General features: G+C 69.0%; 17 protein-coding genes. 8 read left to right on the top strand and 9 right to left on the bottom strand.

Annotated features, from left to right (window positions below):
* Window positions 1–46: 46 nt before the first annotated feature.
* The gene (locus AC5P8R_RS16550; protein WP_014645470.1) at window positions 47–721 is read right to left on the bottom strand and encodes a hypothetical protein; all 675 of its coding nucleotides are present in this window, start codon (window positions 719–721) and stop codon (window positions 47–49) included.
* A gap of 40 nt (window positions 722–761) precedes the next feature.
* On the bottom strand, window positions 762–1,280 hold the full coding sequence (locus AC5P8R_RS16545) for a hypothetical protein (RefSeq protein WP_032957598.1): 519 nt from the start codon (window positions 1,278–1,280) through the stop codon (window positions 762–764).
* A 212-nt stretch (window positions 1,281–1,492) separates the two neighbouring features.
* On the opposite strand from AC5P8R_RS16545, the gene AC5P8R_RS16540 reads away from it, so the two are divergent.
* From AC5P8R_RS16540 to AC5P8R_RS16530, 3 genes are all read left to right on the top strand, one after another.
* On the top strand, window positions 1,493–3,982 hold the full coding sequence (locus AC5P8R_RS16540) for a DEAD/DEAH box helicase (RefSeq protein ID WP_126411570.1): 2,490 nt from the start codon (window positions 1,493–1,495) through the stop codon (window positions 3,980–3,982).
* The gene (locus AC5P8R_RS16535) at window positions 3,979–5,001 is read left to right on the top strand and encodes a ribonuclease H-like domain-containing protein (RefSeq protein ID WP_014645467.1); all 1,023 of its coding nucleotides are present in this window, start codon (window positions 3,979–3,981) and stop codon (window positions 4,999–5,001) included. The genes AC5P8R_RS16540 and AC5P8R_RS16535 overlap by 4 nt, the downstream gene beginning before the upstream one ends.
* 78 nt (window positions 5,002–5,079) lie before the next feature.
* On the top strand, window positions 5,080–5,394 hold the full coding sequence (locus AC5P8R_RS16530; RefSeq protein WP_014645466.1) for an I78 family peptidase inhibitor: 315 nt from the start codon (window positions 5,080–5,082) through the stop codon (window positions 5,392–5,394).
* A 66-nt stretch (window positions 5,395–5,460) separates the two neighbouring features.
* Here AC5P8R_RS16530 and AC5P8R_RS16525 read toward each other — a convergent pair whose 3' ends face one another.
* Together AC5P8R_RS16525 and AC5P8R_RS16520 are read right to left on the bottom strand one after the other, a co-directional pair.
* Window positions 5,461–7,440: a M56 family metallopeptidase gene (locus AC5P8R_RS16525; protein WP_495223640.1), complete on the bottom strand. Its 1,980-nt coding sequence runs from the start codon at window positions 7,438–7,440 to the stop codon at window positions 5,461–5,463.
* A 3-nt stretch (window positions 7,441–7,443) separates the two neighbouring features.
* Entirely contained in the window at window positions 7,444–7,830 is a 387-nt protein-coding gene (locus AC5P8R_RS16520) for a BlaI/MecI/CopY family transcriptional regulator (protein WP_014645465.1), read from the bottom strand.
* 191 nt (window positions 7,831–8,021) lie between these two features.
* Between AC5P8R_RS16520 and AC5P8R_RS16515 the strand changes: the two genes are divergently transcribed.
* Window positions 8,022–9,143, top strand: a complete 1,122-nt coding sequence (locus AC5P8R_RS16515; protein ID WP_169412550.1) for a serine hydrolase domain-containing protein — start codon at window positions 8,022–8,024, stop codon at window positions 9,141–9,143.
* Here the strand turns inward: AC5P8R_RS16515 and AC5P8R_RS16510 are convergent.
* The 3 genes from AC5P8R_RS16510 to AC5P8R_RS16500 all read right to left on the bottom strand — a co-directional run bounded on the left by AC5P8R_RS16510 (window position 9,078) and on the right by AC5P8R_RS16500 (window position 12,532).
* Complete coding sequence (locus tag AC5P8R_RS16510; protein WP_041862920.1) at window positions 9,078–9,890, bottom strand: hypothetical protein; 813 nt, start codon at window positions 9,888–9,890, stop codon at window positions 9,078–9,080. The genes AC5P8R_RS16515 and AC5P8R_RS16510 overlap by 66 nt on opposite strands.
* Window positions 9,891–9,893: 3 nt before the next feature.
* Window positions 9,894–11,309: an XVIPCD domain-containing protein gene (locus tag AC5P8R_RS16505; RefSeq protein ID WP_495223639.1), complete on the bottom strand. Its 1,416-nt coding sequence runs from the start codon at window positions 11,307–11,309 to the stop codon at window positions 9,894–9,896.
* Between the two features lie 116 nt (window positions 11,310–11,425).
* Window positions 11,426–12,532, bottom strand: coding sequence for an SDR family oxidoreductase (locus AC5P8R_RS16500; RefSeq protein ID WP_495223638.1), 1,107 nt, complete (start codon window positions 12,530–12,532; stop codon window positions 11,426–11,428).
* 217 nt (window positions 12,533–12,749) lie between these two features.
* Here AC5P8R_RS16500 and AC5P8R_RS16495 point away from each other — a divergent pair, with 217 nt between their 5' ends.
* Complete coding sequence (locus tag AC5P8R_RS16495; protein ID WP_014645461.1) at window positions 12,750–13,058, top strand: hypothetical protein; 309 nt, start codon at window positions 12,750–12,752, stop codon at window positions 13,056–13,058.
* Here AC5P8R_RS16495 and AC5P8R_RS16490 read toward each other — a convergent pair.
* Window positions 13,046–14,104, bottom strand: a complete 1,059-nt coding sequence (locus AC5P8R_RS16490) for a DNA topoisomerase IB (RefSeq protein WP_014645460.1) — start codon at window positions 14,102–14,104, stop codon at window positions 13,046–13,048. The genes AC5P8R_RS16495 and AC5P8R_RS16490 overlap by 13 nt on opposite strands.
* Window positions 14,105–14,215: 111 nt before the next feature.
* On the opposite strand from AC5P8R_RS16490, the gene AC5P8R_RS16485 reads away from it, so the two are divergent.
* The 3 genes from AC5P8R_RS16485 (at window position 14,216) to AC5P8R_RS16475 (ending at window position 20,764) form a co-directional block, all read left to right on the top strand.
* Window positions 14,216–14,605, top strand: coding sequence for an I78 family peptidase inhibitor (locus AC5P8R_RS16485; RefSeq protein ID WP_197574336.1), 390 nt, complete (start codon window positions 14,216–14,218; stop codon window positions 14,603–14,605).
* A 173-nt stretch (window positions 14,606–14,778) separates the two neighbouring features.
* A complete protein-coding gene (gene gltB / locus AC5P8R_RS16480; protein WP_401746007.1) occupies window positions 14,779–19,233 on the top strand; it encodes a glutamate synthase large subunit in 4,455 nt (1,484 codons plus the stop codon).
* Between the two features lie 85 nt (window positions 19,234–19,318).
* Window positions 19,319–20,764, top strand: coding sequence for an FAD-dependent oxidoreductase (locus AC5P8R_RS16475; protein ID WP_041862916.1), 1,446 nt, complete (start codon window positions 19,319–19,321; stop codon window positions 20,762–20,764).
* On the opposite strand, the gene AC5P8R_RS16470 is transcribed toward AC5P8R_RS16475, so the two are convergent.
* On the bottom strand, window positions 20,750–23,158 hold the full coding sequence (locus AC5P8R_RS16470) for an ATP-binding protein (protein WP_495223637.1): 2,409 nt from the start codon (window positions 23,156–23,158) through the stop codon (window positions 20,750–20,752). The two genes, AC5P8R_RS16475 and AC5P8R_RS16470, sit on opposite strands and share 15 nt — an antisense overlap.
* Between the last annotated feature and the right edge of the window lie 22 nt (window positions 23,159–23,180).

The raw sequence follows: 23,180 nt of genomic DNA, 5'->3' as shown, positions 1-23,180 counted from the left end.
TCCCTTTCGCCCACGAAAGGGCTCTGACCCCTCCGTCATGCGGCCTTCAGCGTTTCCCCGCGCGCCGGTAAACGCCGTTGAAGCGCACGTTCATGCCACCGCATTCGCTGTTGTCGGCCACGATCAGCACCTCGCCCAGCGAGTGCACGCGCACCCGGCACGTGTCCTCGACGAACTCGACATCAGCACCACGCGGCGTCGCGCGCGCTTCCACCTGGCCCATGTTCGGGCCATACGGGCGCTGTTCCGGCGTGGGGTTGGCAGAGGGCCAGTAGGCGTCGCCATCCACATGCAGTTGTCCACCCTGCACGGTGATGCGCAGGCCGTTGTCGCCGTCTTTCCAGTGGCCCACCCAGTCCTGCAGCGTTGGCACGGCCACCGGCAACGGCTGCAGCTTGCTGCGGTCCACCCAGCCGGCGCTGCCACCCACCTTGTTCGGGAAGAACGCACAGCGGTAGCGGCCAAGGTCGCGACCGGTCACCACCGTATCGCCGTTGACCACATAGCTGCGCTGGCGGCAGGCCGGTTCGCCCTTGGCGGGGCACCCGTCCATGTCGCCGAGCAGATACAGGCGCGGTGCGTCGACCACCCGCGCCAGCGCGAACCGGCTCTGTTCGGAGGGGAACGCGCCATTGCGGCACGCGCCATCACCGGCGATGCCGGCAGCAAAGGCAGACGCGGGCAGCAATGCAGCCAGCAGGCAGAACGAACGCAGGAACATGGCAGCGCTATCGGTTGAGGAACCGGCAGGATATACCGGCCTACTTCACCGGCGGTGCATCACCGGCATCCTGCTGCTGGGAGAACCGCAGCGCACGCTGCCGCTGTTCGGCACTGAGCTCAGGCGGTGGCCGGGCGATGGCGGACTGGATCTGGTCGGGGCCACCGGTGAGCTTGTTCAGGCCCCGGCCCGCCGCCAGCACGCCCTTGACCACGCCCATCATGATGTAGCCGCCGCCCATGCTGACCTGCTCCGGTGACGGTGGCTCGCTCCAGTCGCGGCTGAAGCGGTTGTCGCCGAACTTCACCGGGTTCTTGAAGCGGTACAGGTCCAGCGGCTCGTCGTCGGGCTTGAGTGCACGCACCTCGCCGAGGGTGGTGACGTTGTCCTGCGGCAGGGCGGTGGAGATCGGCGCGGTGGCTGCTGCCGGGGCATCAGCAGGGGGAACGGGTGCAGGATCGGGCACCGACACCGGCGCGGCCTGCTGCGCCTGCGCGATGCCGGCCAGCAGCATGCCGGCCAGGAGTGCTCCCTGCGTTCCACGTCGTGCCACAGCCATCCGCCCTGTTGGTTGCGTCCAGCGCCCAAGGATACGGATGCCGGCTTCAGATTTCGTTGCTGCACTGGCAGCTGTTCAGCCAGGGGAGATGCGGCGGCGCCACGGGACGCGAGCACTGAACGGTTCACGCCCTCCGTGTGCGATGTCTCACATCCTGAGACGTGGATGTGGTGCCATGTGACCCCTCGCAATCCGTCCCGGCTCCACTTTCCATGGCTTACGAACTCGCCAAGCGCACCGCCGATGCCGAGCAGAAGCTCGCCACCCGCGATGGCCTGCCCGCCCGTGACGGCGCCCTGCTCAGCGCGCGCCTGCAGCGCCGCTACCAGGACCGCATCACCGGCAGCTTTGCCATTCCCGGCCGCGAGGGCCGCTATGCCCCCATTCCCGATGCGGTACCGCCGGCCCTGGCCGCGGCCCTGAAGGCACGCGGCATCGAGCAGCTCTACAGCCACCAGGCCGAGGCCTGGGAGGCCAGCCAGCGTGGTGAGCACGTGGCCATCGTCACCCCCACCGCCAGCGGCAAGTCGCTGTGCTACACCCTGCCCGTGGTCAGCGCGGCGATGCAGGACAAGGCCAAGGCGCTGTACCTGTTCCCGACCAAGGCGCTGGCACAGGACCAGGTGGCCGAGCTGCTGGAACTCAACCGTGCCGGCGATCTGGGCGTCAAGGCCTTCACCTTCGATGGCGATACCCCGGGTGATGCGCGCCAGGCGATCCGCCTGCATGGCGACATCGTGGTGTCCAACCCGGACATGCTGCACCAGGCGATCCTGCCGCATCACACCAAGTGGGCGCAGTTCTTCGAGAACCTGCGCTACATCGTCATCGACGAAGTACACACCTACCGCGGCGTGTTCGGCAGCCACGTCACCAACGTGCTGCGCCGGCTCAAGCGCATCTGCGCGTTCTACGGCGTGCAACCGCAGTTCATCCTGTGCTCGGCCACCATCGGCAATCCGCAGGCGCATGCCGAGGCGTTGATCGAGGCACCGGTCACCGCGATCACCGAATCCGGTGCGCCCAGCGGACCGAAACAGGTACTGCTGTGGAACCCGCCGGTGATCAATCCGGACCTGGGCCTGCGCGCCTCGGCACGCTCGCAGAGCAACCGCATCGCGCGCATCGCGATCAAGTCCGGGCTGAAGACCCTGGTGTTCGCGCAGACCCGGTTGATGGTCGAAGTGCTGACCAAGTACCTGAAGGACATCTTCGACCACGACCCGCGCAAGCCGCCGCGCATCCGCGCCTACCGTGGCGGCTACCTGCCCACCGAGCGCCGCGAGACCGAGCGTGCGATGCGCGCCGGCAACATCGACGGCATCGTCAGCACGTCGGCGCTGGAACTGGGCGTGGATATCGGCAGCCTGGACGTGGTCATTCTCAACGGCTATCCCGGCAGCGTGGCCGCCACCTGGCAGCGCTTCGGCCGCGCCGGTCGCCGCCAGCAGCCGGCGCTGGGGGTGATGGTGGCCAGCTCGCAGCCGCTGGACCAGTACGTGGTGCGGCATCCGGACTTCTTCGCCGAGGCCTCGCCCGAACATGCACGCATTGCACCTGACCAGCCGCTGATCCTGTTCGACCACATCCGCTGCGCAGCCTTCGAACTGCCGTTCCGGGTTGGCGATGGCTTCGGCCCGATCGATCCGGAAGTGTTCCTGGAAGCGCTGGCCGAAACCGAAGTCATCCACCGCGAAGGCGAGCGCTGGGAATGGATCGCCGACAGCTATCCGGCCAACGCGGTGAGCCTGCGCGCGGTGGCCGACGGCAACTTCGTGGTGGTCGACCGCAGCGACGGCCGCCAGCAGATCATCGCCGAGGTCGATTATTCCGCCGCCGCACTTACCCTGTACGAAGGCGCCATCCACATGGTGCAGTCCACGCCCTACCAGGTGGAGACGCTGGACTGGGACGGCCGCAAGGCCTATGTCACCCGCACGCATGTGGATTACTACACCGACAGCATCGACTTCACCAAGCTCAAGGTGCTGGACCGTTTCGACGGTGGCGTGGCCGGCCGTGGCGATTCGCACCATGGCGAAGTGCACGTGGTGCGTCGCGTGGCCGGCTACAAGAAGATCCGCTATTACACCCACGAGAACATCGGCTATGGGCCGGTTAACCTGCCCGACCAGGAACTGCACACCACTGCGGTGTGGTGGCAGCTGCCGCAGGCGCTGCTGCTGCGCGCGTTCGCCAGCAAGCAGGATGCGCTGGATGGCTTCCTTGGCGCCGCGTATGCCCTGCACATCGTCGCCACCGTGGCGGTGATGGCCGATGCGCGCGATCTGCAGAAGTCAGTCGGCAACGGCGATGGTGCCTGGTTCGCGATCGCCGACCAGAGCGGCCGTGGCCAGCTGCGCGGCAGCGAAGGCGACCCTGGCGCGGTGGAGCTGCTGCAGGAGTTCGTGCCGACCGTTTATCTGTACGACAACTTTCCTGGCGGCGTTGGCCTGAGCGAGCCGCTGTGGCAGCGCCAGGCCGAGCTGGTGCAGCGCGCGCGCGAACTGGTGCAGCGTTGCGACTGCAAGGCCGGTTGCCCGGCCTGTGTCGGCCCGGTGCTGGCTGCACAGGAGGAAGATGAAACCTCGCCGCGCGCGCTGGCGCTGCGCGTGCTCGACCTGTTCGACGCAGAAGCCTGCCAGCACGTGCGCGACCTGGTGGTGACCACGCGCGAGCCGATGGAGCTGCTGGCACCGTGAGCCTGAGCCTGGACAAGCTGCGCCTGCTGCGGAAGCAGGCCGGCGACCCGAAAGCAGTCACGCCGGTGGCACCCGAACCGCCCCCCCCGGCGCCGGCCCCGGTAGCCGCCAACGATGCACGGCAGCCACCGGCGGAGCGCTCGGTGTTCGCCTGGGTCGAACAGGAAATCCGCCACAAGCCGACCGGCGCTGCCGCGCCTGTGACGGCCGCCGCACCGTTGCGTCGACCGGAAGTGGGCAGCCTGCACCGCCTGCTCGGCCTGCGCTCGCGTGGTGGAGCCGCACCGGCACGCGCCAGTGCCCAGGATCGCCAGCTCCCCGGCGAGGAAATCGCGCCGGGACTGTTCCTGATCGAGTCGCTGCAGCCGCAATCGATTCCCGCGGAACCGCTTTCCCTGGCTTTCGCCAGGCGCGAGCACGAGCACGTCGCCGCGCGCGACCTGCTGTTCTTCGATACCGAGACCACCGGCCTGGCCGGCGGCACTGGCACCCGCGCCTTCATGATCGGCGCCGCCGACTGGCATGTGTGCCCGCAGCGTGGCGAAGGCCTGCGCATCCGCCAGTTGCTGATGTCGACGATGGCCGCCGAGGACGCGATGCTGGCCACCTTCGCGCGCTGGCTGCAGCCGTCCACCGTGTTCTGCAGCTACAACGGGCGCAGCTACGATGCGCCGCTGCTGAAGACGCGCTACCGGCTGGCCCGCCAGCGTTGCCCGATCAGCGCGCTGGATCACGTCGACCTGCTCTACCCGACCCGCCGCCGCTATCGCGGCACGTGGGAGAACTGCAAGCTGTCCACCATTGAGCGCCAGCTGCTGCGCGTGGTGCGCGAGGATGACCTGCCTGGCTCCGAAGCCCCGGGCGCATGGCTGCGTTTCCTGCGCGGCGGCGATGCGGTGAACCTGCGTCGGGTGGCCGACCACAACCATCAGGACGTGGTCACCCTGGCCCTGCTGCTGCAGCGACTGGTGCGCGAGGAGCAGCGCGAGCGCGAAACACTGGCGCTGGTCGGGCAGTAATGGCCAAGGGCCGCGTTGACATGCCCTGACGGTGGCAGCGGTGACACTGCCGCCACCATCCACGCCTGGAGCCCGACGATGCGCCTCAATCCGCTTGCCCTGCTCGCCATCCTGCCGCTGGCCGCCTGCAGCCACGCCGGCAGCAGCACCACCCACGATGCCGCACCGGCACCGGTGGCCGATGCCGCCCACGAATGCAGGCCGGAAGCGCTGGAAGCCTTCACCGGCAAGACCGCCGACGAGGCCACCATCAAGAAACTGGTCGCCGATAGCGGTGCCCGCAACGCGCGCGTGGTCAAGCCGGGCATGGCGGTAACCATGGACTTCCGCCAGGACCGCGTGACGGTGCAGGTGGACGGTCAGAACCGGATCGAGCGCGCCAGCTGCGGTTGATCAACCCAGTGGGTGCCGGCCACTGGCCGGCACCCCACATTGCCGGCCAGCGGCCGGCACTATCAGTCAGAGTCGCTCGGCCTTGCCGCTGGCCAGTGCGCGCGCGATCACCTGCTGCGCCTGCCGCGACGCCTGCTCATGCACGCGTGCCTGACGCTCACCCAACGCAGCCTGGCGGCTGGCCAGTTCAGACTGCTGGCTGGCCAGGCGCTGCATGCCGCGGGTGTGGGTGGCCCGCGCGGTTTCGTTGTCCACTTCCTGCATCGCACGACGTGCCTCTGCAGCAGCCTCACGTGCAGCCTCACGTGCAATGGCCGCATCGTTGGTCGCGCCCCGCGCCGCCTTCGCCGCTTCTGCCGCCGCTTCGCGGTTGATGTCATGCGCGGCCACCGCGCTGCGCGCAGCCTCGGCAGCGGCCAGTGCCATGCGGCGCGCCTCCTCGCCCTGCAGGCGGCCCATCTCGCCCATCTGCCTGCCGAGTTCGCCCTGCTGGCGACCCAGCGCACTCTGTTGGCGGCCCAGTTCGCTCTGCTGGCGGCCCAGATCCGCCGCGCCGCTGTAGGCACGCTGCAGGCTCTGGATCATCATCGGGTCTCGCACCACGTAGCGCTTGTCGCCCTTGCGGAACCACAGCGCCGGGCCCTTGCCGAGCTGTCTGCGGGCCACCGTCACGTCGTCCATGCCGCCGTTGGCGAAGGTCGAATCGCCATCTACCAGCACGAAGGCCTCCGGCGGCGATTTGCCCAGGTCCAGGCGGCCGTAGGTGGTGATGGAAGTGGTGCGGGAGGTCGTGTGTTCACTGTGCATGCCGGTATCGACATCGACATCCGCATCCACGTCGACCGCCACATCCGCATCGTCCGGACCTGACAACGCCTCGACATCAGCCGGCTCGGCGGGCGGCGCGGGCGCCACCGGCACGGCCGGAACGCGCGCGGACGAAGGCGGTGCGGGCGGCGCTTTCGGAGCCTTCGGCGGCGGCGGCGGCACGACCTTCGGCGCCGCAGGAGGCGCGGGCGGTGCCGGCGGCACCGGCGCTGCGACCAGCCGCATCGGCGCCACGCCCACCACCAGCACCACCGCAGTCAACGCCATCGCCAGGATGCGCGGGCAGGACCGGCGCGACTGCAGCGAGAGCAGGCGGCGCTTGAGGCTGGTGGTATCCGGTGCGGCACTGGCCACGCCCAGATGCGGCTGCGGTGCCACGCCCAGCTGCAGCAGCAGACGGCCATAGGCCTGGCGGCTGGCACCGTGCTGGCCAACCACCGCTGCATCCACCGCTTCCTCGCGCGCCTGTGCATATTCACGCACCGACAGGCGCAGCAGCGGGTGGAAGAAGAACAGGTGCTGGGCCAGTGCAGGCAGCAGGCCCCATTGCAGGTCACGCCGCTGCAGGTGCTGCAGTTCGTGGGTCAGGGCCAGGTCCAGCGCGTCGCCCTGCAGGGCGTTGTCGCCCGCCGGCAGCAGCAGCACCGGGCGGAACGGCCCGACCAGCTGCGGTGCGTCCACCTGCGTGCTCATCCACAACCGCGGCGCAGGACGCACGCCGTGCGCATCGGAGGCCAGCTGCAGGGCCTGCACCAGCGCCTCGTCCTCGCAGGGATAGGCCGCTGCCAGCAGCGCGCGGCAGCGACGCCACTCACCGAAGGTACGCAGGGCCATCAGCAGCACGCCGGACATCCACAGCGTGGCCAGTGCGACGGCCCACCATGCCACCGCCGGCACGTCCGCGGCGGGCATCGGCATTGCGGCCAACAGCTGTGCCGAGGCCTCCGGGGCCAGCGGGTAGACCATGTCGGCGGCCACATCGGTCGCGCTCATCGCCACCGCCTGCGGCGCCGGCAACCAGGCCAGCTGCAACGGCTGGCTCCAGAACAGGCCGAGCACAGCCTGCAGCGAGACCAGCCACCACAGGCGGCAGCGGGTTGCCGCCGACAGCGACGGCAGCGCGCGGCATACGCCATACACCAGGGCCACCAGCAGCACGGTCTGCAGGCTGGTCCAGCCCAGCCGTTCCAACATCGGGATCAGCATCGAGGTGTCCATGGCTCAGCCCTCGTGGCGGCGCGATTGGAGTTGGGCAACCAGCGCTTCCAGTTCGGCCAACTCGTTGTCGCTGACCTGCTGGCGCTGCGACAGGTAGGCCACGAACGGCGACACCGAGCCCTGCAGGGTGTTGTCGACGAACTGCGCCACCGCGCCCTGCAGCACGCTCTGCGGGCCACGCGTGGCCTGGTAGCGGTAGACACCGTCCTGCTGCTGGCGCTGAAGATACCCCTTCGCCCGCAGTCGCTCCATCATCGTCAGCACGGTGGAGCGGGCCAGCCCACGGGCCTCCCCGTAGCCACTGGCGACCTCGCCGACCGTGGCCGGCGCATGTTCATCGATGTACTGCAGCAGGGCCAGCTCCTGGTCCCCGATCGTCTTGCCACGCATGACACCACTCCCTTGACTACACGTGTCGCCACTGTCTGCGTGACGACAACTGTAGTCAACCCCCCGGAAGTCATGGGCCGACGAACGGTAGGCACCACCGAGCGCCTAAACCTTTGACCCGCCCGCTGCATCCGATCCGCAACGCCCCGCTGGAATTCCACATGTCCCGCCCAATGCTCCGTGCCCTGCTCATGCTCATCAGTGCACTGCCCTTCGCCGCCGTTGCTGCCAGCCAGGACCACGCCAACGACCAGACCCGCCGCCTGATCCGCCAGATCATGCTGGAGCAGCGCATTCCCGGATTGCAGGTCGCGGTGGTCAAGGACGGGCAGATCGTGCTGTCCGAGGCCTACGGTCTGGCCAATGTCGAGAACGGTGTGCGTGCCTCGCGCGACACCCGCTTCCCGCTCAACTCGGCCACCAAGGCATTCACCGGCGTGGCGGCTGCGCAGCTGGCGCAGGAGGGACGACTGGATCTGGACGCGCCGGCCTCGCGTTACCTGGATGATCTTCCGCCAGCGTGGAGAGACGTGCGCGTACACCAGTTGCTGGCGCATGCCTCAGGCCTTCCGGACATCCTTGATGCGAACGGACTGCTGGGCGGTGGCTCCGAAGCACAGGCGTGGACGGCGGTGACAGCGCGGCCGCTGGAAGCGGCGCCCGGGCAGCGCTTCGCCTACAACCAGACCAACTATGTCCTGCTGGCACGGATCATCGCGCAGCAATCCGGTATGTCCTACGAACGTTTCCTGGCCACACGCCAGTTCAGCAGCGCGCGCATGGCCCGCACCACCTTCGGCGACAGCTACGACCTGATTCCGGATGCGGCGACGATGTACAGCCTGGCCCCGCGTGCCACCGATGCTGTGGATGCACCGTCCCGCCTGTCGCACTGGTTCTACGACATACCGCCTTCGCTCTGGGCCGGTGGCGGCATCCTCACCACCGCCGACGACACCGCGCGCTGGCTGGTCGCGCTGACCGAAGGCCGTTTGCTTCAGGACCCGGCCCGGCAGCGGATGTGGAGCGCAGAGCGCCTCGCTGATGGCCGCGCCGGCCCGTGGGCGGGTGGCTGGGCGGTACTGCGCGCATCGCCCGACCTTCAGGTGGCCGGTATCGGCGGTGCGCGCTCGGCCTTCGTGGTCTATCCCGAGCGCGGCGTGGCGGTCGTGGTGCTGACCAATCTTGTCGGTGCCAATCCGCAGCAGTTCATTCCGCGCATTGCCGACTTCTATGTGCGCGATGCCTCAACGCCCCGTCACGAACGGGTCGGCCTTGCACGGCCGCAAGGGGCTGTCATCGCAGGGCCATAGCGCGGCGGGAACGGCCCTGGCCACTTCGAAGTGATCCTGGTTCCAGTGCAGGAAACCGCCGTGGATGGCATTGCCATGGTCGAAGCTGCGTGCATCGGCGGCCAGTGGCTGTTCGGGGTCGGCTTCGGCCACCCAGCGCAGTACTGGCACTTTGTCCAGCACGCCGATGAAGGCGAACAGATCGCCCGCGCCCTTGTCCTGGTAGGCCGTCATGGTCGCCGCATCGGGCAATCCGGCCTGCGCCAGGATGGATGCGGTGACATCCTGCAGCGGTGCGGCTCCCTGTGCGATGTAGGCGCGCATGCCCGTGGTGGTTGCCGGGCAGCCCTGCAGCTGCACCAGATAGCCGGTGGTACCGCCACTGCCGGAGAACGACCGCATCCAATAGCGGAAACGCGGCCCGCTGCGATCAGTAACCATCAAATCCTGCTGGCCATCTTGCGCGGGAATGGAGAGCACCTCCACCTTGCTGGCGCTCTCCACGTTGCACTTCAACTGCGCCAGCACCTGCCTGGCAGGTTCGGGCAGCGTAGCGTAGCGGCCGCCGGGATGGCCGCTGCCGGAAGCCTTCGGCAATGCGGGCAGTCCGCGGTCCGTGGGAAGGGTCTGCGCAGGCAGGGCCTCCGGTTTCGCGGCCGAGCTGGCAGTGGGCGCCACCGGCGCGACGCGCTCTCCAGCGGGCGCGCAGGCACTGCAGGCCAGCAGCAGCATCAATGGAACGCTCGGCGTCAGCTGCGATCGGATCATCGATCAACGCCCTCCCATCACCGGCGCGTCCTGCTGCTGTGCCGGCGCGGGCGCAGGTGCAGCCTGTTCGCGCGATTGCTGCTGCAGCTGGCGCAGGCTGGATTCCACCGCGGTCTCGCGCACCTCGGCCGCATTGACCCCTGCGCGCAGCGCCGCAGGATCGCCCGGGCTGCCCTGCACCAGGAACAGTGTCTCGCCAGCCGCACGGCCGGCGCTGGGATTGCTGGCCACGATCTGATCGACCCGGGTGATGCCCGCGGCCTTCGCTTCGCGCAGCATCACCAGGCTGTAGTCCTCGGCATGCTCGGCGTAGCGTCCGCCCAGGGCCTGCAGGCGCGTACTGATCTGCTGCTGCAGGGCATGATCGCGATGCTGCGGCTGACGGGGGTCATCGTTGGCCGCGAGCGGCACGTCCTGCCCAAATTCGCGCGTCTGGCCGGGTGCAACCGAGGTCAGCACGTACTGCCAGCGGTTCTGCCCAGGCGTGCCGCGCACCGTCGACACGAAGTCGTCATACTCGCCGCCACCGATGGTCTGGCAACCGGCCGAATCGGTGTTGGAACGGCTGCCACGATGGATCTTGAAGGTGTCGTTGAGGTCCTGCACGCCCTGGGTATCACGCGCATCGAACCAGCCATCGCCATTGCTGTCGCGCTCCACCCGTCCGGCGCCCGCAGTGATCGCGTCCTGCGAAGGACGCAGCGCGAACTCATCGGGATGGCCATTGCGCGGATGGGTGGTCGCGCGCATCTCGATGGTGCCCTCGCCCAGGCGCCCCAGATCCTTGACCCGGTCGCCGTTGACGTCCTCACCCTCGGTCTTGGCACGCGGCGCCACATTGCCAAAGCCCGGGCTGCGCGGCGCGGTCTTGGCATGGCCGTCGTACTGGGCGGTCGGCTCGGTCGTGGCCTGGTTGAACTCGCGCACATGGCCGCGGCCCTGCGCATCCTTCCACAGCACCACGATGCGGTCATCGTAGACCCCACGTCCGCGCGCCTCGGTCGTGCGGTTCTCATCGCGCAACCCCAGCACCACGCGGTCCTGGGTTGCCATTGCATCGTTCGCTGCGATGTTGCCGCGCTGGGCCACGATGCTGCCATAAACGTCGTACTGCTGGGCCTGGCTCAATCCCGCTGTCTCGGCAGCATCGAGCATCCGCGGCGGGCGCGTCGCCTCGCCCAAGCGATCCAGCATCGGATTCACCGTAGCTGCATCCGCTGCGGCCACGCCCCCGTTCCGGCGCAAGCCCTCAAGCTCGGCGGCCGCACGCGCCGAGATATAGCGATCCAGCGATTCCTGCACCACTGCGCTCTGGCCGTCGTGCAGGGCCTGGAGGCGGGTGGCGGCAGCACGCGCATCGTTCCGCCGCAGCAGGGCGACGACCTCGTTGGCTGCGGCATTGATATCCATTTCGGGCATGGTCGGTCCTTGAACATGGTCGGTACAGGATCAGCCTACCCCAATCGCACGGTGTGGGGCCTTTGACAGGCCGCACACCTTCGCTGCCGCCGGATCCAGGCGGGAACCGACACGACTCAGCCGCGCGGTCCACCCATCACCGGCAGGATCGCCCCGCTGATGTAGCTTGCACAGACCGGCGAGGCCAGGAACACATACGCCGGTGACAGCTCTTCAGGCTGTGCAGGCCGGCCCATGTCGCTGTCCTTCCCGAACTCGGCGACATCCCCGGCCTGCTTGTCGGCCGGGTTCAGCGGCGTCCATACCGGCCCCGGCGCCACGCAGTTGACCCGGATGCCGCGCGGCAGCAGCTGGCTGGCCAGGGCCTTGGTGAACGCATGGATCGCGCCCTTGGTGGCCGAGTAGTCGATCAGCGCCTTGCTGCCGAAGAGTCCGGTTTCCGAGCCGGTGTTGATGATGCTGGCGCCCTCGCCCAGATGCGGCAGTACCGCACGCGCCATCTGGATGTAGCCGCCGATGTTGGTCTGCAGCGTCTCCTGCAGGTGCGCGTCTTCCAGATCCTCCAGCCGCTCGCAGTGCAGCTGGAACGCGGCGTTGTTGACCAGGATGTCGATGCCACCGAAGGCCTTGGCCACCTGCTTGACCGCCTTGTTGCAGAAGCGCGGGTCGCGCACGTCACCGGCGATCACCACACAGCGGCCACCTTCGCGCTCCACGTGCTGGCGGGTGATGTCGGCATCTTCGGCCTCGTCCAGGTGCAGGACCGCCACATCGGCGCCTTCGCGTGCGAACAGCACGGCCACAGCACGGCCGATGCCGGAATCACCGCCAGTGACGATCGCGCGCATGCCCTGCAGCTTGCCGCTGCCGGTGTAGTCCGGCGCGAGGAAGCGCGGTGCCAGCTCCAGTTCCTGCTCGTGCCCCGGCTTTGCCAGCTGCTGGGCCGGCATGTCCTCCGGCTGGCGGCGTGCGCCGGCCTGGGTCGCGGTCTTTTTCGTGGCCTTCTTGGCCGCGCGGGCGTCCTTGGCCTTTTCCTGGTCCTGCAGGCGCCGCTGCCGGGCGGCAACGCGGGCGGCGCGGGGATCACCAGCCGCCGCCTTGCGGGTTGCGGTCTTCACCACCCGCGGGCGAGCGGGGTCGGCAGCGGTCTGGGTCGCGGTGCTGCCTTTGCGCACCTTGGGTGAGGCTTTGCGGCGGGCGGGGGTCTTTCGGGTGGTGGCCATGCAGGTCTCCTCGGGGGGGAATGGGATCGGCGGCCAGCGGCCGGCACTACCGGGCGCATGCGCCGCAGTACCGGGGGCGGCATCCGCCGCGACTGCAGTGTCTCCACCCAGGCTGTTGGCGGGGGTGAGCGCACCGTGTCCACGATGTGCACGGTGTTCATTCCGCCACCACGTGCGCCGTCGCACGCTGCACGCAACCACACCAAGGAACCCTTCCATGAAGCATGCCATCGCCACCGCCGCCGTCTGTCTCGCCCTCGCCGCCTGCAGCAGCACGCCGGTGGCCCAGGTGCAGCCGATCGACGGCGTGATTTCCGGCCAGTGCCACAGCGACAGGGTGCGTGGTGCGCTCGGCCTGGCCGCCTCCGCCGCAACCGTCGAGCGCGCGCGCGTGGACAGCGACAGCCTGCACGTGCAGGTGCTGCGCCATGACGGCCCGCGCGTGCCGCCGGCACACGAAGGCGGTGACCGCCTGACCATCGAGAAGGGCCGCACCAACAACATCACCGCGATCTATTGCGGCTGACGCCTGCGGCTGAGCCGGCGCGCCCTGCGCAGCACGCGCAGGGTGGCCTGTTCCCACTGGCGCGGCCCACGCAGGCCGGCCAGTTCCGCCAGTTCGCCGCGCTCCCAGCCGGCGAACACGCAGGGGTCGATGTAGGCCTTGCGGCACACCGCAGGCGTATTGCCCAACTGGGTCGCCACCTTGCACACCACCTCACGCTGTACCTTGGCCAGCGCACGCTGGCTGGCCGGTTCGGGCAACTCGGTGGCCGCGAACGCTTGCACCGCGGCCAGGGTGCCGCCCCAGGTGCGGAAATCCTTGGCGGTGAATTCCTCGCCCATCACCTCGCGCAGGTAATCGTTGACCGCACCGGAGTCGACCGGCTGGATGGCACCGTCGTCGTCGCGATACTGGAACAACGCCTGGCCCGGCAACTGCTGCACGCCGCGCACCAGCGTGCCCAGCCGGCGGTCACCTACCGTCACTTCGTGCAGCTGCCCGGATTTGCCGCGGAAGCGCATCCGTACGCGCCCGCCGCGCAGCAGGTCGAGGTGCCGGTTGCGCAGCGTGGTGAGGCCAAAGGATCTGTTTTCCTTGGCATAGGACTCATTGCCTACCCGCACCAGGGTGTCGGCCAGCAGCGCGACCACGACCGCCAGCACCTTTTCGCGGGGGAAGCCGCTGTGCTTGAGATCGCGGCTGAGCCGGCGCCGCAGCGCGGGCAGTGCTTCACCAAAGGCGATCACCCGGTCGAACTTGCCGGCGTCGCGCACTGCGGCCCAATCGGCGTGGTAGCGGTACTGCTTGCGCCCGCGGGCATCGCGGCCGGTGGCCTGCAGATGGCCATTGGCGTGGGCGCAGATCCATACGGCGGTATAGGCCGGTGGAATCGCCAGCGCGCGGATGCGCTGCAGGGTGGCGGCATCGCGCACCGCATGGCCATCGGCATCGCGGTAGCTGAAGCCCTTGCCGGCGCGGCGCCGGCTGATGCCCGGCTGGGTGTCATCGACATAGCGCAGGCCCGCAGCGCGCGCGGCCTGTCGTTCGGGGGTAGAGGGTGTCGGCATGCGTGCAGTGTCGCTGCCGCGCTGCCGCGATCCTGTCGATAACACAAGACAAACACGTGAGGATCGGTTCGCCGCTATGCTCGGGCTTTCACAATCCCTTCCGGAGTCATGATGTCGTTCCCGATTCGCGCCCGTTCGCTCTCCGCCCTGCTGCTGCCGGCCGCGCTGGCCCTGACCGCCTGCCAGGCACCGGCGCTGGATGAACAGGATTCGGCCACGGCCCATGCCCAGCAGGCTGCCGAAGCCGCCAAGGCACCGGCCGACGAAGCCGGCAAGGCCACCGAGGCACCGCCGGTCGGCACCTGCGATGCCAGCCAGGTGCAGAGCCTGGTCGGCCAGGCCTACGCCGACGCGCTGGGCAAGCAGGCGCAGGAAGATGCCGGTGCCCACCAGCTGCGCGTCATGAAGCCCAACGACGTGGCCACGATGGAATTCCTCGGCGACCGCCTGAACATCGAAGTGGACGACAAGGGCCTGGTCAGCGGCGTGCGCTGCGGCTGAGGCCGACCCCGCGCCGGCACGGGTTGCCGGCGCGTTCTGTTGCACCTGCAACCGTGTATTGCGGCGCTGCAGCAACCTGTGATCTAGTCGAGGCATCCGGTGGCCTCACGATGCGCTCCAGGGAATGAGCGGGGACGAGTGTCGCCGCCAACCCTATACGCATCGAGGTAGAGATGGCCCCCCGCAACCGCCAAGGGCTTTACGACCCGCGCTCCGAGCGCGATGCCTGTGGATTTGGCATGGTCGCCCAGCTCGACGATCAACCTTCGCGCCTGTTGGTTGATACCGCCATCGCCGCGCTTTCGCGCATGACCCACCGTGGCGGCGTCGCCGCCGATGGCCTGACCGGCGATGGCTGTGGCCTGCTGCTGCGCCGCCCCGATGCATTCCTGAAACTGCTGGCCAGCGAAGCCGGCATCACCACCGCCGCGCGCTTCGCTGCCGGCCTGGTGTTCCTGCCGCACGACAGCGAGGCCGCCGACGCCTGCCGTACCCAGCTGCAGGCGCAGGTGGAAGCGGTCGGCTGCAAGGTCGCCGGCTGGCGCGAGGTACCCACCGATGACAGCGTCTGCGGCCAGCTGGCGCGCGATACCCTGCCGCGCATCGAACAGGTGTTCGTCGATGCCGGTGTCGGCCAGGACGATGCCGGCTTCGCGCTGGCGCTGTTCCTGGCCCGTCGCCGCAGCGAACAGCAGCTGCGCGATCACGCTGATTTCTACGTCACCACCCTCACCCCCGATGCGATCAGCTACAAGGGCATGGTGCTGCCGGACAAGCTCAGCCGCTTCTATCCCGACCTGCAGCGGCGCGAACTGGCCTCCAGCGCGATCGTGTTCCACCAGCGCTTCTCGACCAACACGCTGCCGCGCTGGCCGCTTGCCCACCCGTTCCGGATGCTCGCCCACAATGGCGAGATCAACACCATCGAAGGCAACCGCCGCTGGGCCCAGGCGCGCAGCAAGGTGTGGAAGACGCCGCGCTTCGACATCGCCGAATTCGACCCGGTGATCTCCATGCACGGCTCGGACTCGCAGAGCCTGGACAACATGCTGGAACTGATGGTCGCCGGTGGCATGGAGCTGATCCAGGCGCTGCGCATCCTGGTGCCGCCGGCCACCCAGTCGCTGGAGTTCAAGGACCCGGACCTGGCCGCGTTCTACGAGTTCCACGGCCTGAACAGCGAGCCGTGGGATGGCCCGGCCGGCATCGTTGCCTGCGACAGCCGCTACGCCGTCTGCACCCTCGACCGCAACGGCCTGCGCCCGGCACGCTGGATGCTGACCGCCGACCGCCACTTCCTGGTTGCCTCTGAAGCGGGCGTGTGGGAAGTGCCCACCGAGCGGGTGGTGCGCAAGGGCAAGCTCGGCCCCGGCGAAATGATCGCGATCGACCTCAAGCGCGGCGACCTGCTCGACTCCGATGCGGTCGACCGCATCAACCGCGGCCGCGCGCCCTACAAGCAGTGGCTGCAGCAGGGCGTGACCTACCTGCAGACCGAACTGATCGACCCGTCGCTGGTGGAAGAGCCGTTCGACGAAGCCACCCTGCGCAGCTACCACAAGCTGTACCAGCTCAGCAGCGAGGAAGTGGAGCAGGTGCTGCGGCCGCTGGCCGAGACCGAGCAGGAAGCCACCGGCTCGATGGGCGACGACACGCCGATGGCGGTGCTTAGCCAGCGCAGCCGCCCGCTGTACGACTATTTCCGCCAGGCCTTCGCGCAGGTCACCAACCCGCCGATCGATCCGCTGCGCGAAGACTGCGCGATGTCCCTGTCCACCCAGCTCGGCAAGGAGACCAACATCTTCCATGCCGGTCCGGAGACGGTGAACCACGTCATCCTCAATTCGCCGGTGCTCAGCCAGCGCAAGCTGCGCCAGCTGCTGAAGATGGAGCAGTACGTGCAGGCCAACCGCCTGCTCGACCTGTCCTACAGCGAAGACGAGGGTCTGCGTGCCGGCATCGAGCGCATCTGCGCCGAGGCCGAACAGGCCGCGCGCGACGGCATGGTGATGCTGCTGCTGTCCGACCGCTACCCGGTGGCCGGGCGGCCGATGGTGCATGCGCTGCTGGCCACCAGCGCCATCCACCACCACCTCTCGCGGCTGGGCCTGCGCTGCGACGTGAATCTCATCGTCGAGACCGGCACCGCGCGCGACCCGCACCACATGGCCTGCCTGCTCGGCTTCGGCGCCACGGCGGTGTATCCGTACCTGGCCTACCAGACCCTGTTCGACCTGGGCCGTCGCGGCATCCTCAAGCTCAGCAAGGGCGGTGAGCAGTCGCAGATCGGCCGCCGCTACCGCAAGGGCGTCTACAAGGGGCTGTCGAAGATCATCTCGAAGATGGGCATCTGTACCGTGGCCAGCTACCGCGGCGCGCAGCTGTTCGAGATCATCGGCCTGGAACCGGAGGTCGTCGATCTGTGCTTCCCGGATACCGCCTCGCGCATCGGTGGCGCGGGTTTCGCGCGCCTGGATGCCGACGCGCGCGAGCTGTGCGCGCAGGCGTGGGACGCGCAGCAGGACGTGGATGTCGGCGGCCTGCTGAAGTACGTGCACGGCGGCGAGTACCACATGTACAACCCGGACGTGGTCACCACCCTGCAGCGCGCGGCGCGCAGCGGCGATCCGCGTGCCTGGCAGCAGTACTGCGATGCGGTGCATGCGCGCCCGCCCTCGGCACTGCGTGACCTGCTGGAACTGGTCCCTGCCGCCACGCCCGCACCGCTCGATGAAGTGGCCCCGGCCAGCGAACTGTTCCCGCGCTTCGATACCGCGGCGATCAGCCTCGGCGCCCTGTCACCGGAAGCGCATGAAGCGCTGGCGATTGCGATGAATCGCCTGGGGGGCCGCAGCAATTCCGGCGAAGGCGGTGAAGACCCCGCACGCTATGGCACCGCCAGGCGGAGCAAGATCAAGCAGGTGGCCTCCGGGCGCTTCGGCGTGACCGCCGAGTACCTGGTCAATGCCGAGGTGCTGCAGATCAAGGTCGCGCAGGGTGCCAAGCCCGGCGAGGGTGGCCAGCTGCCCGGGCACAAGGTCAACGAACTGATCGCGCGGCTGCGCTATGCGCGCCCGGGCATCGGCCTGATTTCGCCGCCGCCGCATCACGACATCTATTCGATCGAGGACCTGGCGCAGCTGATCTACGACCTCAAGCAGGTCAACCCGACCGCGCTGGTGTCGGTGAAGCTGGTCAGCCATGCCGGCGTCGGAACGATTGCGGCGGGCGTGGTCAAGGCCGGTGCGGACCTGATCACCATCTCCGGCCATGATGGCGGCACCGGTGCCTCGCCGGTCAGCTCGATCCGCTATGCCGGCGTGCCGTGGGAGCTGGGCGTGGCCGAGGCGCACCAGGCGCTGCTCGCCAACGACCTGCGCGGCCGTACCCTGCTGCAGACCGATGGCGGCCTGAAGACCGGGCTGGACGTGGTCAAGGCCGCATTGCTGGGCGCCGACAGCTTCGGCTTCGGCACCGCGCCGATGATCGTGCTGGGCTGCAAGTACCTGCGCATCTGCCACCTCAACAACTGTGCCACCGGCGTGGCCACCCAGGACGAGCGCCTGCGCGAGAACCACTTCACCGGGCAGCCCGAGCGCGTGGAGAACTTCTTCCGGCTGCTGGCCGAAGAAGTGCGCGGCTGGCTGTCCTACCTGGGCGCGCGTTCGCTGGAAGAGATCGTCGGCCGTACCGACCTGCTGCGCCAGATCGAATCTGCGCCGCGCGACGGCGTGCGCGTGGACCTGTCGCGCCTGCTGGCCGACAGCCGCTACGAGGGCAGCCACTGCGCCGCGCAGCGCCTGTACGAATCGCCGGACAGCCTGGCCACGCAGATGGATGGCCTGCTGGCGCCGTCGATCCAGCACAAGCGCGGCGGCGAGCATCGCTTCCTGATCCACAACACCGACCGCAGCATCGGTACCCGCCTGGCGGGTGCGGTGGCACGCGCGCACGGCAACCAGGGCATGGCCGAGGCACCGCTGGAACTGCGCTTCCGTGGCAGCGCCGGGCAGAGCTTCGGCGCCTTCAATGTCGGTGGCCTGCACCTGGAAGTGGAAGGCGAAGCCAACGATTACGTCGGCAAGGGCATGGCTGGCGGCCGGCTGGTGGTGCGGCCGCCGCGTGGCGCGCGCTTCGAGGCACGCAGCACCGCCATCATCGGCAACACCTGCCTGTACGGTGCCACCGGCGGTGAGCTGTTCGCTGCCGGCCGCGCCGGCGAGCGCTTCGCGGTGCGCAATTCCGGCGCGCTGGCCGTGGTCGAAGGTGCCGGTGACCACTGCTGCGAGTACATGACCGATGGCGTGGTGCTGGTGCTGGGCAAGGTCGGGCTGAACTTCGGCGCCGGCTTCACCGGCGGCCTGGCCTACGTACTGGACGTGGACCGTGATTTCGTCGACCGCTACAACCACGAGCTGATCGACATCCATCGCGTGTCCGCCGAAGGCTTCGAGAACTACCGCCAGCACCTGCACCGCCTGATCGGCCGCCATCGCGAGCTGACCGGCAGCATCTGGGCACAACAGATCCTGGACGAGTTCCGCGATTACATCGGCAAGTTCTGGCTGGTCAAACCCAAGGCCGCCAGCATCGAGTCGCTGACCGAAACCCTGCGACGCGCCGCGTAGCGGTAGTGCCGGCCGCTGGCCGGCAACTCAGGATCACGTAGTGCCGGCCGCTGGCCGGCAATCGCAAAACATCACAGAGCCCGCCATGAGCCGCAAGCACGCCTTCCAGTTCCTCGACCTGCCCCGCACCATGCCGCAGCGCATCCCGGTGGAACTGCGCACGTCCGGCGACTGGGGCGAGCTGTACGGAAAGTTCGGCAAGGAGGACGCCCAGTACCAGGCGGGCCGCTGCCTGGACTGCGGCAACCCGTACTGCAGCTGGAAGTGCCCGGTGCACAACGCCATTCCGCAGTGGCTGCAGCTGGTGCAGGAGAACCGCATCCACGAAGCCGCCACGCTGTGCCACAGCACCAACCCGCTGCCGGAGGTGTGCGGCCGGGTCTGCCCGCAGGATCGCCTGTGCGAGGGCAGCTGCACGCTGGAAGAGTTCGGTGCGGTCACCATCGGTGCGGTGGAGAAATACATCGTCGATACCGCGCTGGCCAGCGGCTGGCGCCCTGACCTGGGCGCGGTGCAGCCGACCGGCCGCAGCGTTGCGGTGATCGGGGCCGGTCCCGCGGGCCTGGCCTGCGCCGACCGCCTGGCCCGCGCCGGCATTGCCGCGGTGGTCTATGACCGCTACGAGCAGATCGGCGGCCTGCTGCAGTTCGGCATTCCCAGCTTCAAGCTGGACAAGGACGTGATCCACCGGCGCCGCGGCGTGCTGGAGGGCATGGGCGTGCAGTTCCGCCTCGGCGTGGAGATCGGCCGCGACCTCAGCGTGCAGCAGCTGCTGGACACCCACGATGCGGTGTTCATCGGTACCGGCGCCTACCGCTACACCGATGGTGGCCTCGACGGCCAGGACCTGAAGGGCGTGCTGCCGGCGCTGCCGTTCCTGGTGCAGAACAGCCGCATCGTCGGCGGCGATGACCCGAAGGGCCGGCCGATTGCCGGCTGGGAAGACACCATCGCCCTGCCCGACCTCAACGGCAAGCGGGTGGTGGTGCTCGGTGGTGGCGATACCGGCATGGACTGCGTGCGCAGCGCGGTGCGCCTCGGCGCGGCCAAGGTCACCTGCGCCTACCGGCGCGACGAAGCCAACATGCCCGGCAGCGCTCGCGAAGTGGCCAATGCGCGCGAAGAGGGCGTGCGCTTCCTGTTCAACCGCCAACCGCTGTCGATCGAAGCCGGCGCCGACGATGAAGTGATCGGCGTGACCGTGGTCGAAACCCGGCTGGGCGAACCCGATGCCAATGGCCGCCAGAACGCCGTGCCGATCGAAGGCAGTGAATCCCTGCTGGAAGCGGACGTGGTGATCATCGCCTTCGGCTTCTCGCCGAGCGTGCCGGCGTGGCTGGCGGACCTGGGGGTGGAAGGCCAGCCCAACGGCCGCATCGTCGCCGGGGGCAAGGACCGCCTGCCATTCCAGACCGCGCATCCACGCCTGTTCGCCGGTGGCGACGCGGTACGCGGTGCAGACCTGGTGGTGACCGCCGTGGCCGAAGGCCGCGATGCCGCTGCCAGCATCGTCCGCCTACTGGCGCACTGAGTCCGGCAACAGCAGCTCCTCCAGCAGCGCGCGCAGTTCGCACGGCGCCACCGGCTTGGCCAGGAAATGGTCGATGCCCGCATCACGGCAGGCCTCGCGCGTGCGTTCCAGCACACTGGCAGTCAGCGCGACGATCGGCACCTGCGCACGGATGGCACAGGTATCGCCACGGATCGCCCGTGCCAGCGCGAAGCCGTCCATGTGCGGCATATGGCAGTCGGTGATGACCAGATCAAAGGGCTGCGCCTGCCAGGCCTCCCATGCCTGCTGGCCGTCGTCGCAGGCGTGTACCTGCAGCCCCAGCTCGCGCAGGCGCTGCACCAGCAACTGCAGGTTGGTCGGATGGTCTTCAACAACCAGTGCCCGCGCCGGCGGCAGCGGCCGTTGCACGGCCGTCGTGAGCACCGGTACCACCGTCGGTGCCGCACAGGCCGCCAGCACCAGTTTCAGCCATACGGTGGTTCCCTTGCCCGGCGCGCTGCGCAGGTGCAGCTGGCCCCCCATCGATGCCGCCAGCTCGCGGCAGATCGACAGGCCCAGCCCACTGCCACCAAAGCGGCGCGTGGTCGAGGTCTCGGCCTGCTCGTAGGCAGCGAATACCGCCTGTTGCCGCTCCATGCTGATGCCCACGCCCGTATCGGTCACCTGCAGGCGCAACCGCTGCCCGCCATCGCGCTGCTGCAGCACATGGGCCTGCAGCACCACGCTTCCCTGCAGAGTGAACTTGAGTGCATTACCGGCCAGGTTGAACAGGACCTGGCGCAGGCGCAGCCCATCGGCCAGCGACCACTGCTGCAGCATGGGGTCGATCTCGCTGTGCAGGTGCAGGCCGCGGCTGGCCGCGACGGGCATCAACAGCTGCTGCACCGCGCGCACCAGCGCCGCAAGATCGGTCGGCCGCAGCTGCAGTGGCGCTGGCTGCAGGCGCTGGCTGTGCAGCACATCGTCCAGGATCTGCCGCAGCATCTGCGCGGCATCACCCACGGTGGTCAGCACCTGCCGCTGGCCCGCATCCAGGTCACTGGCAGCCAATCGCTCCAGCATGCCCAGCAGGGTACTCATCGGCGTGCGGATCTGGTGGCTCATGGTCGCCAGGAAATGGCTCTTGGCCAGCGCCGCCTGCTCGGCCGCGCGGCGCGCCTCGGCCAGCGCTACTGCACGCGCCTGTGCTTCACTGACATCCAACCAGTAGCCGCTCCACTCCACGCTGCTGTCATCGCACTGCAGCGGTCGTCCCTGTGAGCGGACCCAGCGCCAGCCCTGCGCCGACCGGGTGCGGAACGTAACGTCGATGGGACCGCGCACCAGCGCGGCCGCTTCGATGCACGCCATCACCCGGCTGCGGTCGTCGGCATGCACCGCGGCCAGCAGTTGCAGATGGTCGATCCGCGCAGTCTCCACGCTTACCCCGAACAGCGCCTGCACGTCACCGGCGATCTGCGCCAGGCTGTAGTGGCCGGTTGCCGAACGGCGGGCCTGGTAGACCACCGCCGGCAGGTTCGCGGTGACGTCGTGCAACCGCTGCTCCAGCACGCGGCGGCGCACGCTCTCGCGATGCACGCGCCAGTAGCCGAAGGCATGCAGCAGCACGAGCGCGAGCAGGATCAGCGACGCCGGCACCAGCCAGCGCAGCGCCGAACCGGTGAGCCGCGCGCGTGGCCGGTCCGGCAGCCAGGCGCTGCGGCTCGACGCGCGACGTGCATCGCTCTCCTGCAGGAGCCGCTGGTCGAAAGCAGCGACCACCTCGGCACAGGCCGGCACGGCCGCGAGTACCAGTGCATCGCCGAAGCCTGCGGGTGCCGCGATCACCACAGCATCACCTGGCTCCGCGCGGAGCGCGGCCTCCAGTTCAGCGAGATTGGCGACCACGGCGTCGACCAGCCCGGCACGCAGCAGTGACAGCGCGTGGTCCAGCGGCGCAGGGGCCAGCAGCTGCGCCCCCGGGGCCTGCTCGGCCAGCAATGGCTCCAGCGGCAGCCGGTCCGGGCTGGCCACGCTGCGGCCACGCAGGCCCTCCAGCCCCAGCACCGCAGCGGCGCCCTCGCGCCGCACGATCACCTGCGGCACCTCCAGGTAGGCCCTGCTGGCCACCCAGCCTGTCGGCAGCTGTGCGCGCGGCCAGCCCAGCAGCACCTGGGTGCCGGCCGGCAGTGCTCCCTCGGTAAGTACCGTCGCAGGCAACGGCTTCGCATGCTGCGCCGCCTGCATGCCCAGCAGCGGCAGGTAATCCGCGGCCAGTCCCGCAACCTCGCCCTGCTGGCTGTATGACAGGGGCGGCCGGTCGGAGCGCCATGCCACCTGCAGGGGGCCCGTACAACCGGATGCAGCGGCGATGCCGGGCAGCAACAGCGATGCCATGACGGCGGCGACGGCGCGGCGGCCGGCGACATTCACGGTAGACGTCCTCATTTCGCGG

The sequence above is a fragment of the Stenotrophomonas sp. YJH_SMC_73 genome (assembly GCF_059370155.1).
This window is presented reverse-complemented; position numbering and strand designations above follow the sequence as displayed.

Excerpts from the sequence above, each read along its gene's own strand:
- AC5P8R_RS16485 (WP_197574336.1), top strand. The coding sequence starts at position 14,216 with ATGTCGTTCCCGATTCGCGCCCGTTCGCTCTCCGCCCTGCTGCTGCCG.
- AC5P8R_RS16495 (WP_014645461.1), top strand. The coding sequence starts at position 12,750 with ATGAAGCATGCCATCGCCACCGCCGCCGTCTGTCTCGCCCTCGCCGCC.
- AC5P8R_RS16520 (WP_014645465.1), bottom strand. The coding sequence starts at position 7,830 with ATGCGTGGCAAGACGATCGGGGACCAGGAGCTGGCCCTGCTGCAGTAC.
- AC5P8R_RS16500 (WP_495223638.1), bottom strand. The coding sequence starts at position 12,532 with ATGGCCACCACCCGAAAGACCCCCGCCCGCCGCAAAGCCTCACCCAAG.
- AC5P8R_RS16515 (WP_169412550.1), top strand. The coding sequence starts at position 8,022 with ATGCTCATCAGTGCACTGCCCTTCGCCGCCGTTGCTGCCAGCCAGGAC.
- gltB (WP_401746007.1), top strand. The coding sequence starts at position 14,779 with ATGGCCCCCCGCAACCGCCAAGGGCTTTACGACCCGCGCTCCGAGCGC.
- AC5P8R_RS16510 (WP_041862920.1), bottom strand. The coding sequence starts at position 9,890 with ATGATCCGATCGCAGCTGACGCCGAGCGTTCCATTGATGCTGCTGCTG.
- AC5P8R_RS16490 (WP_014645460.1), bottom strand. The coding sequence starts at position 14,104 with ATGCCGACACCCTCTACCCCCGAACGACAGGCCGCGCGCGCTGCGGGC.
- AC5P8R_RS16525 (WP_495223640.1), bottom strand. The coding sequence starts at position 7,440 with ATGGACACCTCGATGCTGATCCCGATGTTGGAACGGCTGGGCTGGACC.
- AC5P8R_RS16505 (WP_495223639.1), bottom strand. The coding sequence starts at position 11,309 with ATGCCCGAAATGGATATCAATGCCGCAGCCAACGAGGTCGTCGCCCTG.
- AC5P8R_RS16475 (WP_041862916.1), top strand. The coding sequence starts at position 19,319 with ATGAGCCGCAAGCACGCCTTCCAGTTCCTCGACCTGCCCCGCACCATG.
- AC5P8R_RS16540 (WP_126411570.1), top strand. The coding sequence starts at position 1,493 with ATGGCTTACGAACTCGCCAAGCGCACCGCCGATGCCGAGCAGAAGCTC.
- AC5P8R_RS16550 (WP_014645470.1), bottom strand. The coding sequence starts at position 721 with ATGTTCCTGCGTTCGTTCTGCCTGCTGGCTGCATTGCTGCCCGCGTCT.
- AC5P8R_RS16530 (WP_014645466.1), top strand. The coding sequence starts at position 5,080 with ATGCGCCTCAATCCGCTTGCCCTGCTCGCCATCCTGCCGCTGGCCGCC.
- AC5P8R_RS16545 (WP_032957598.1), bottom strand. The coding sequence starts at position 1,280 with ATGGCTGTGGCACGACGTGGAACGCAGGGAGCACTCCTGGCCGGCATG.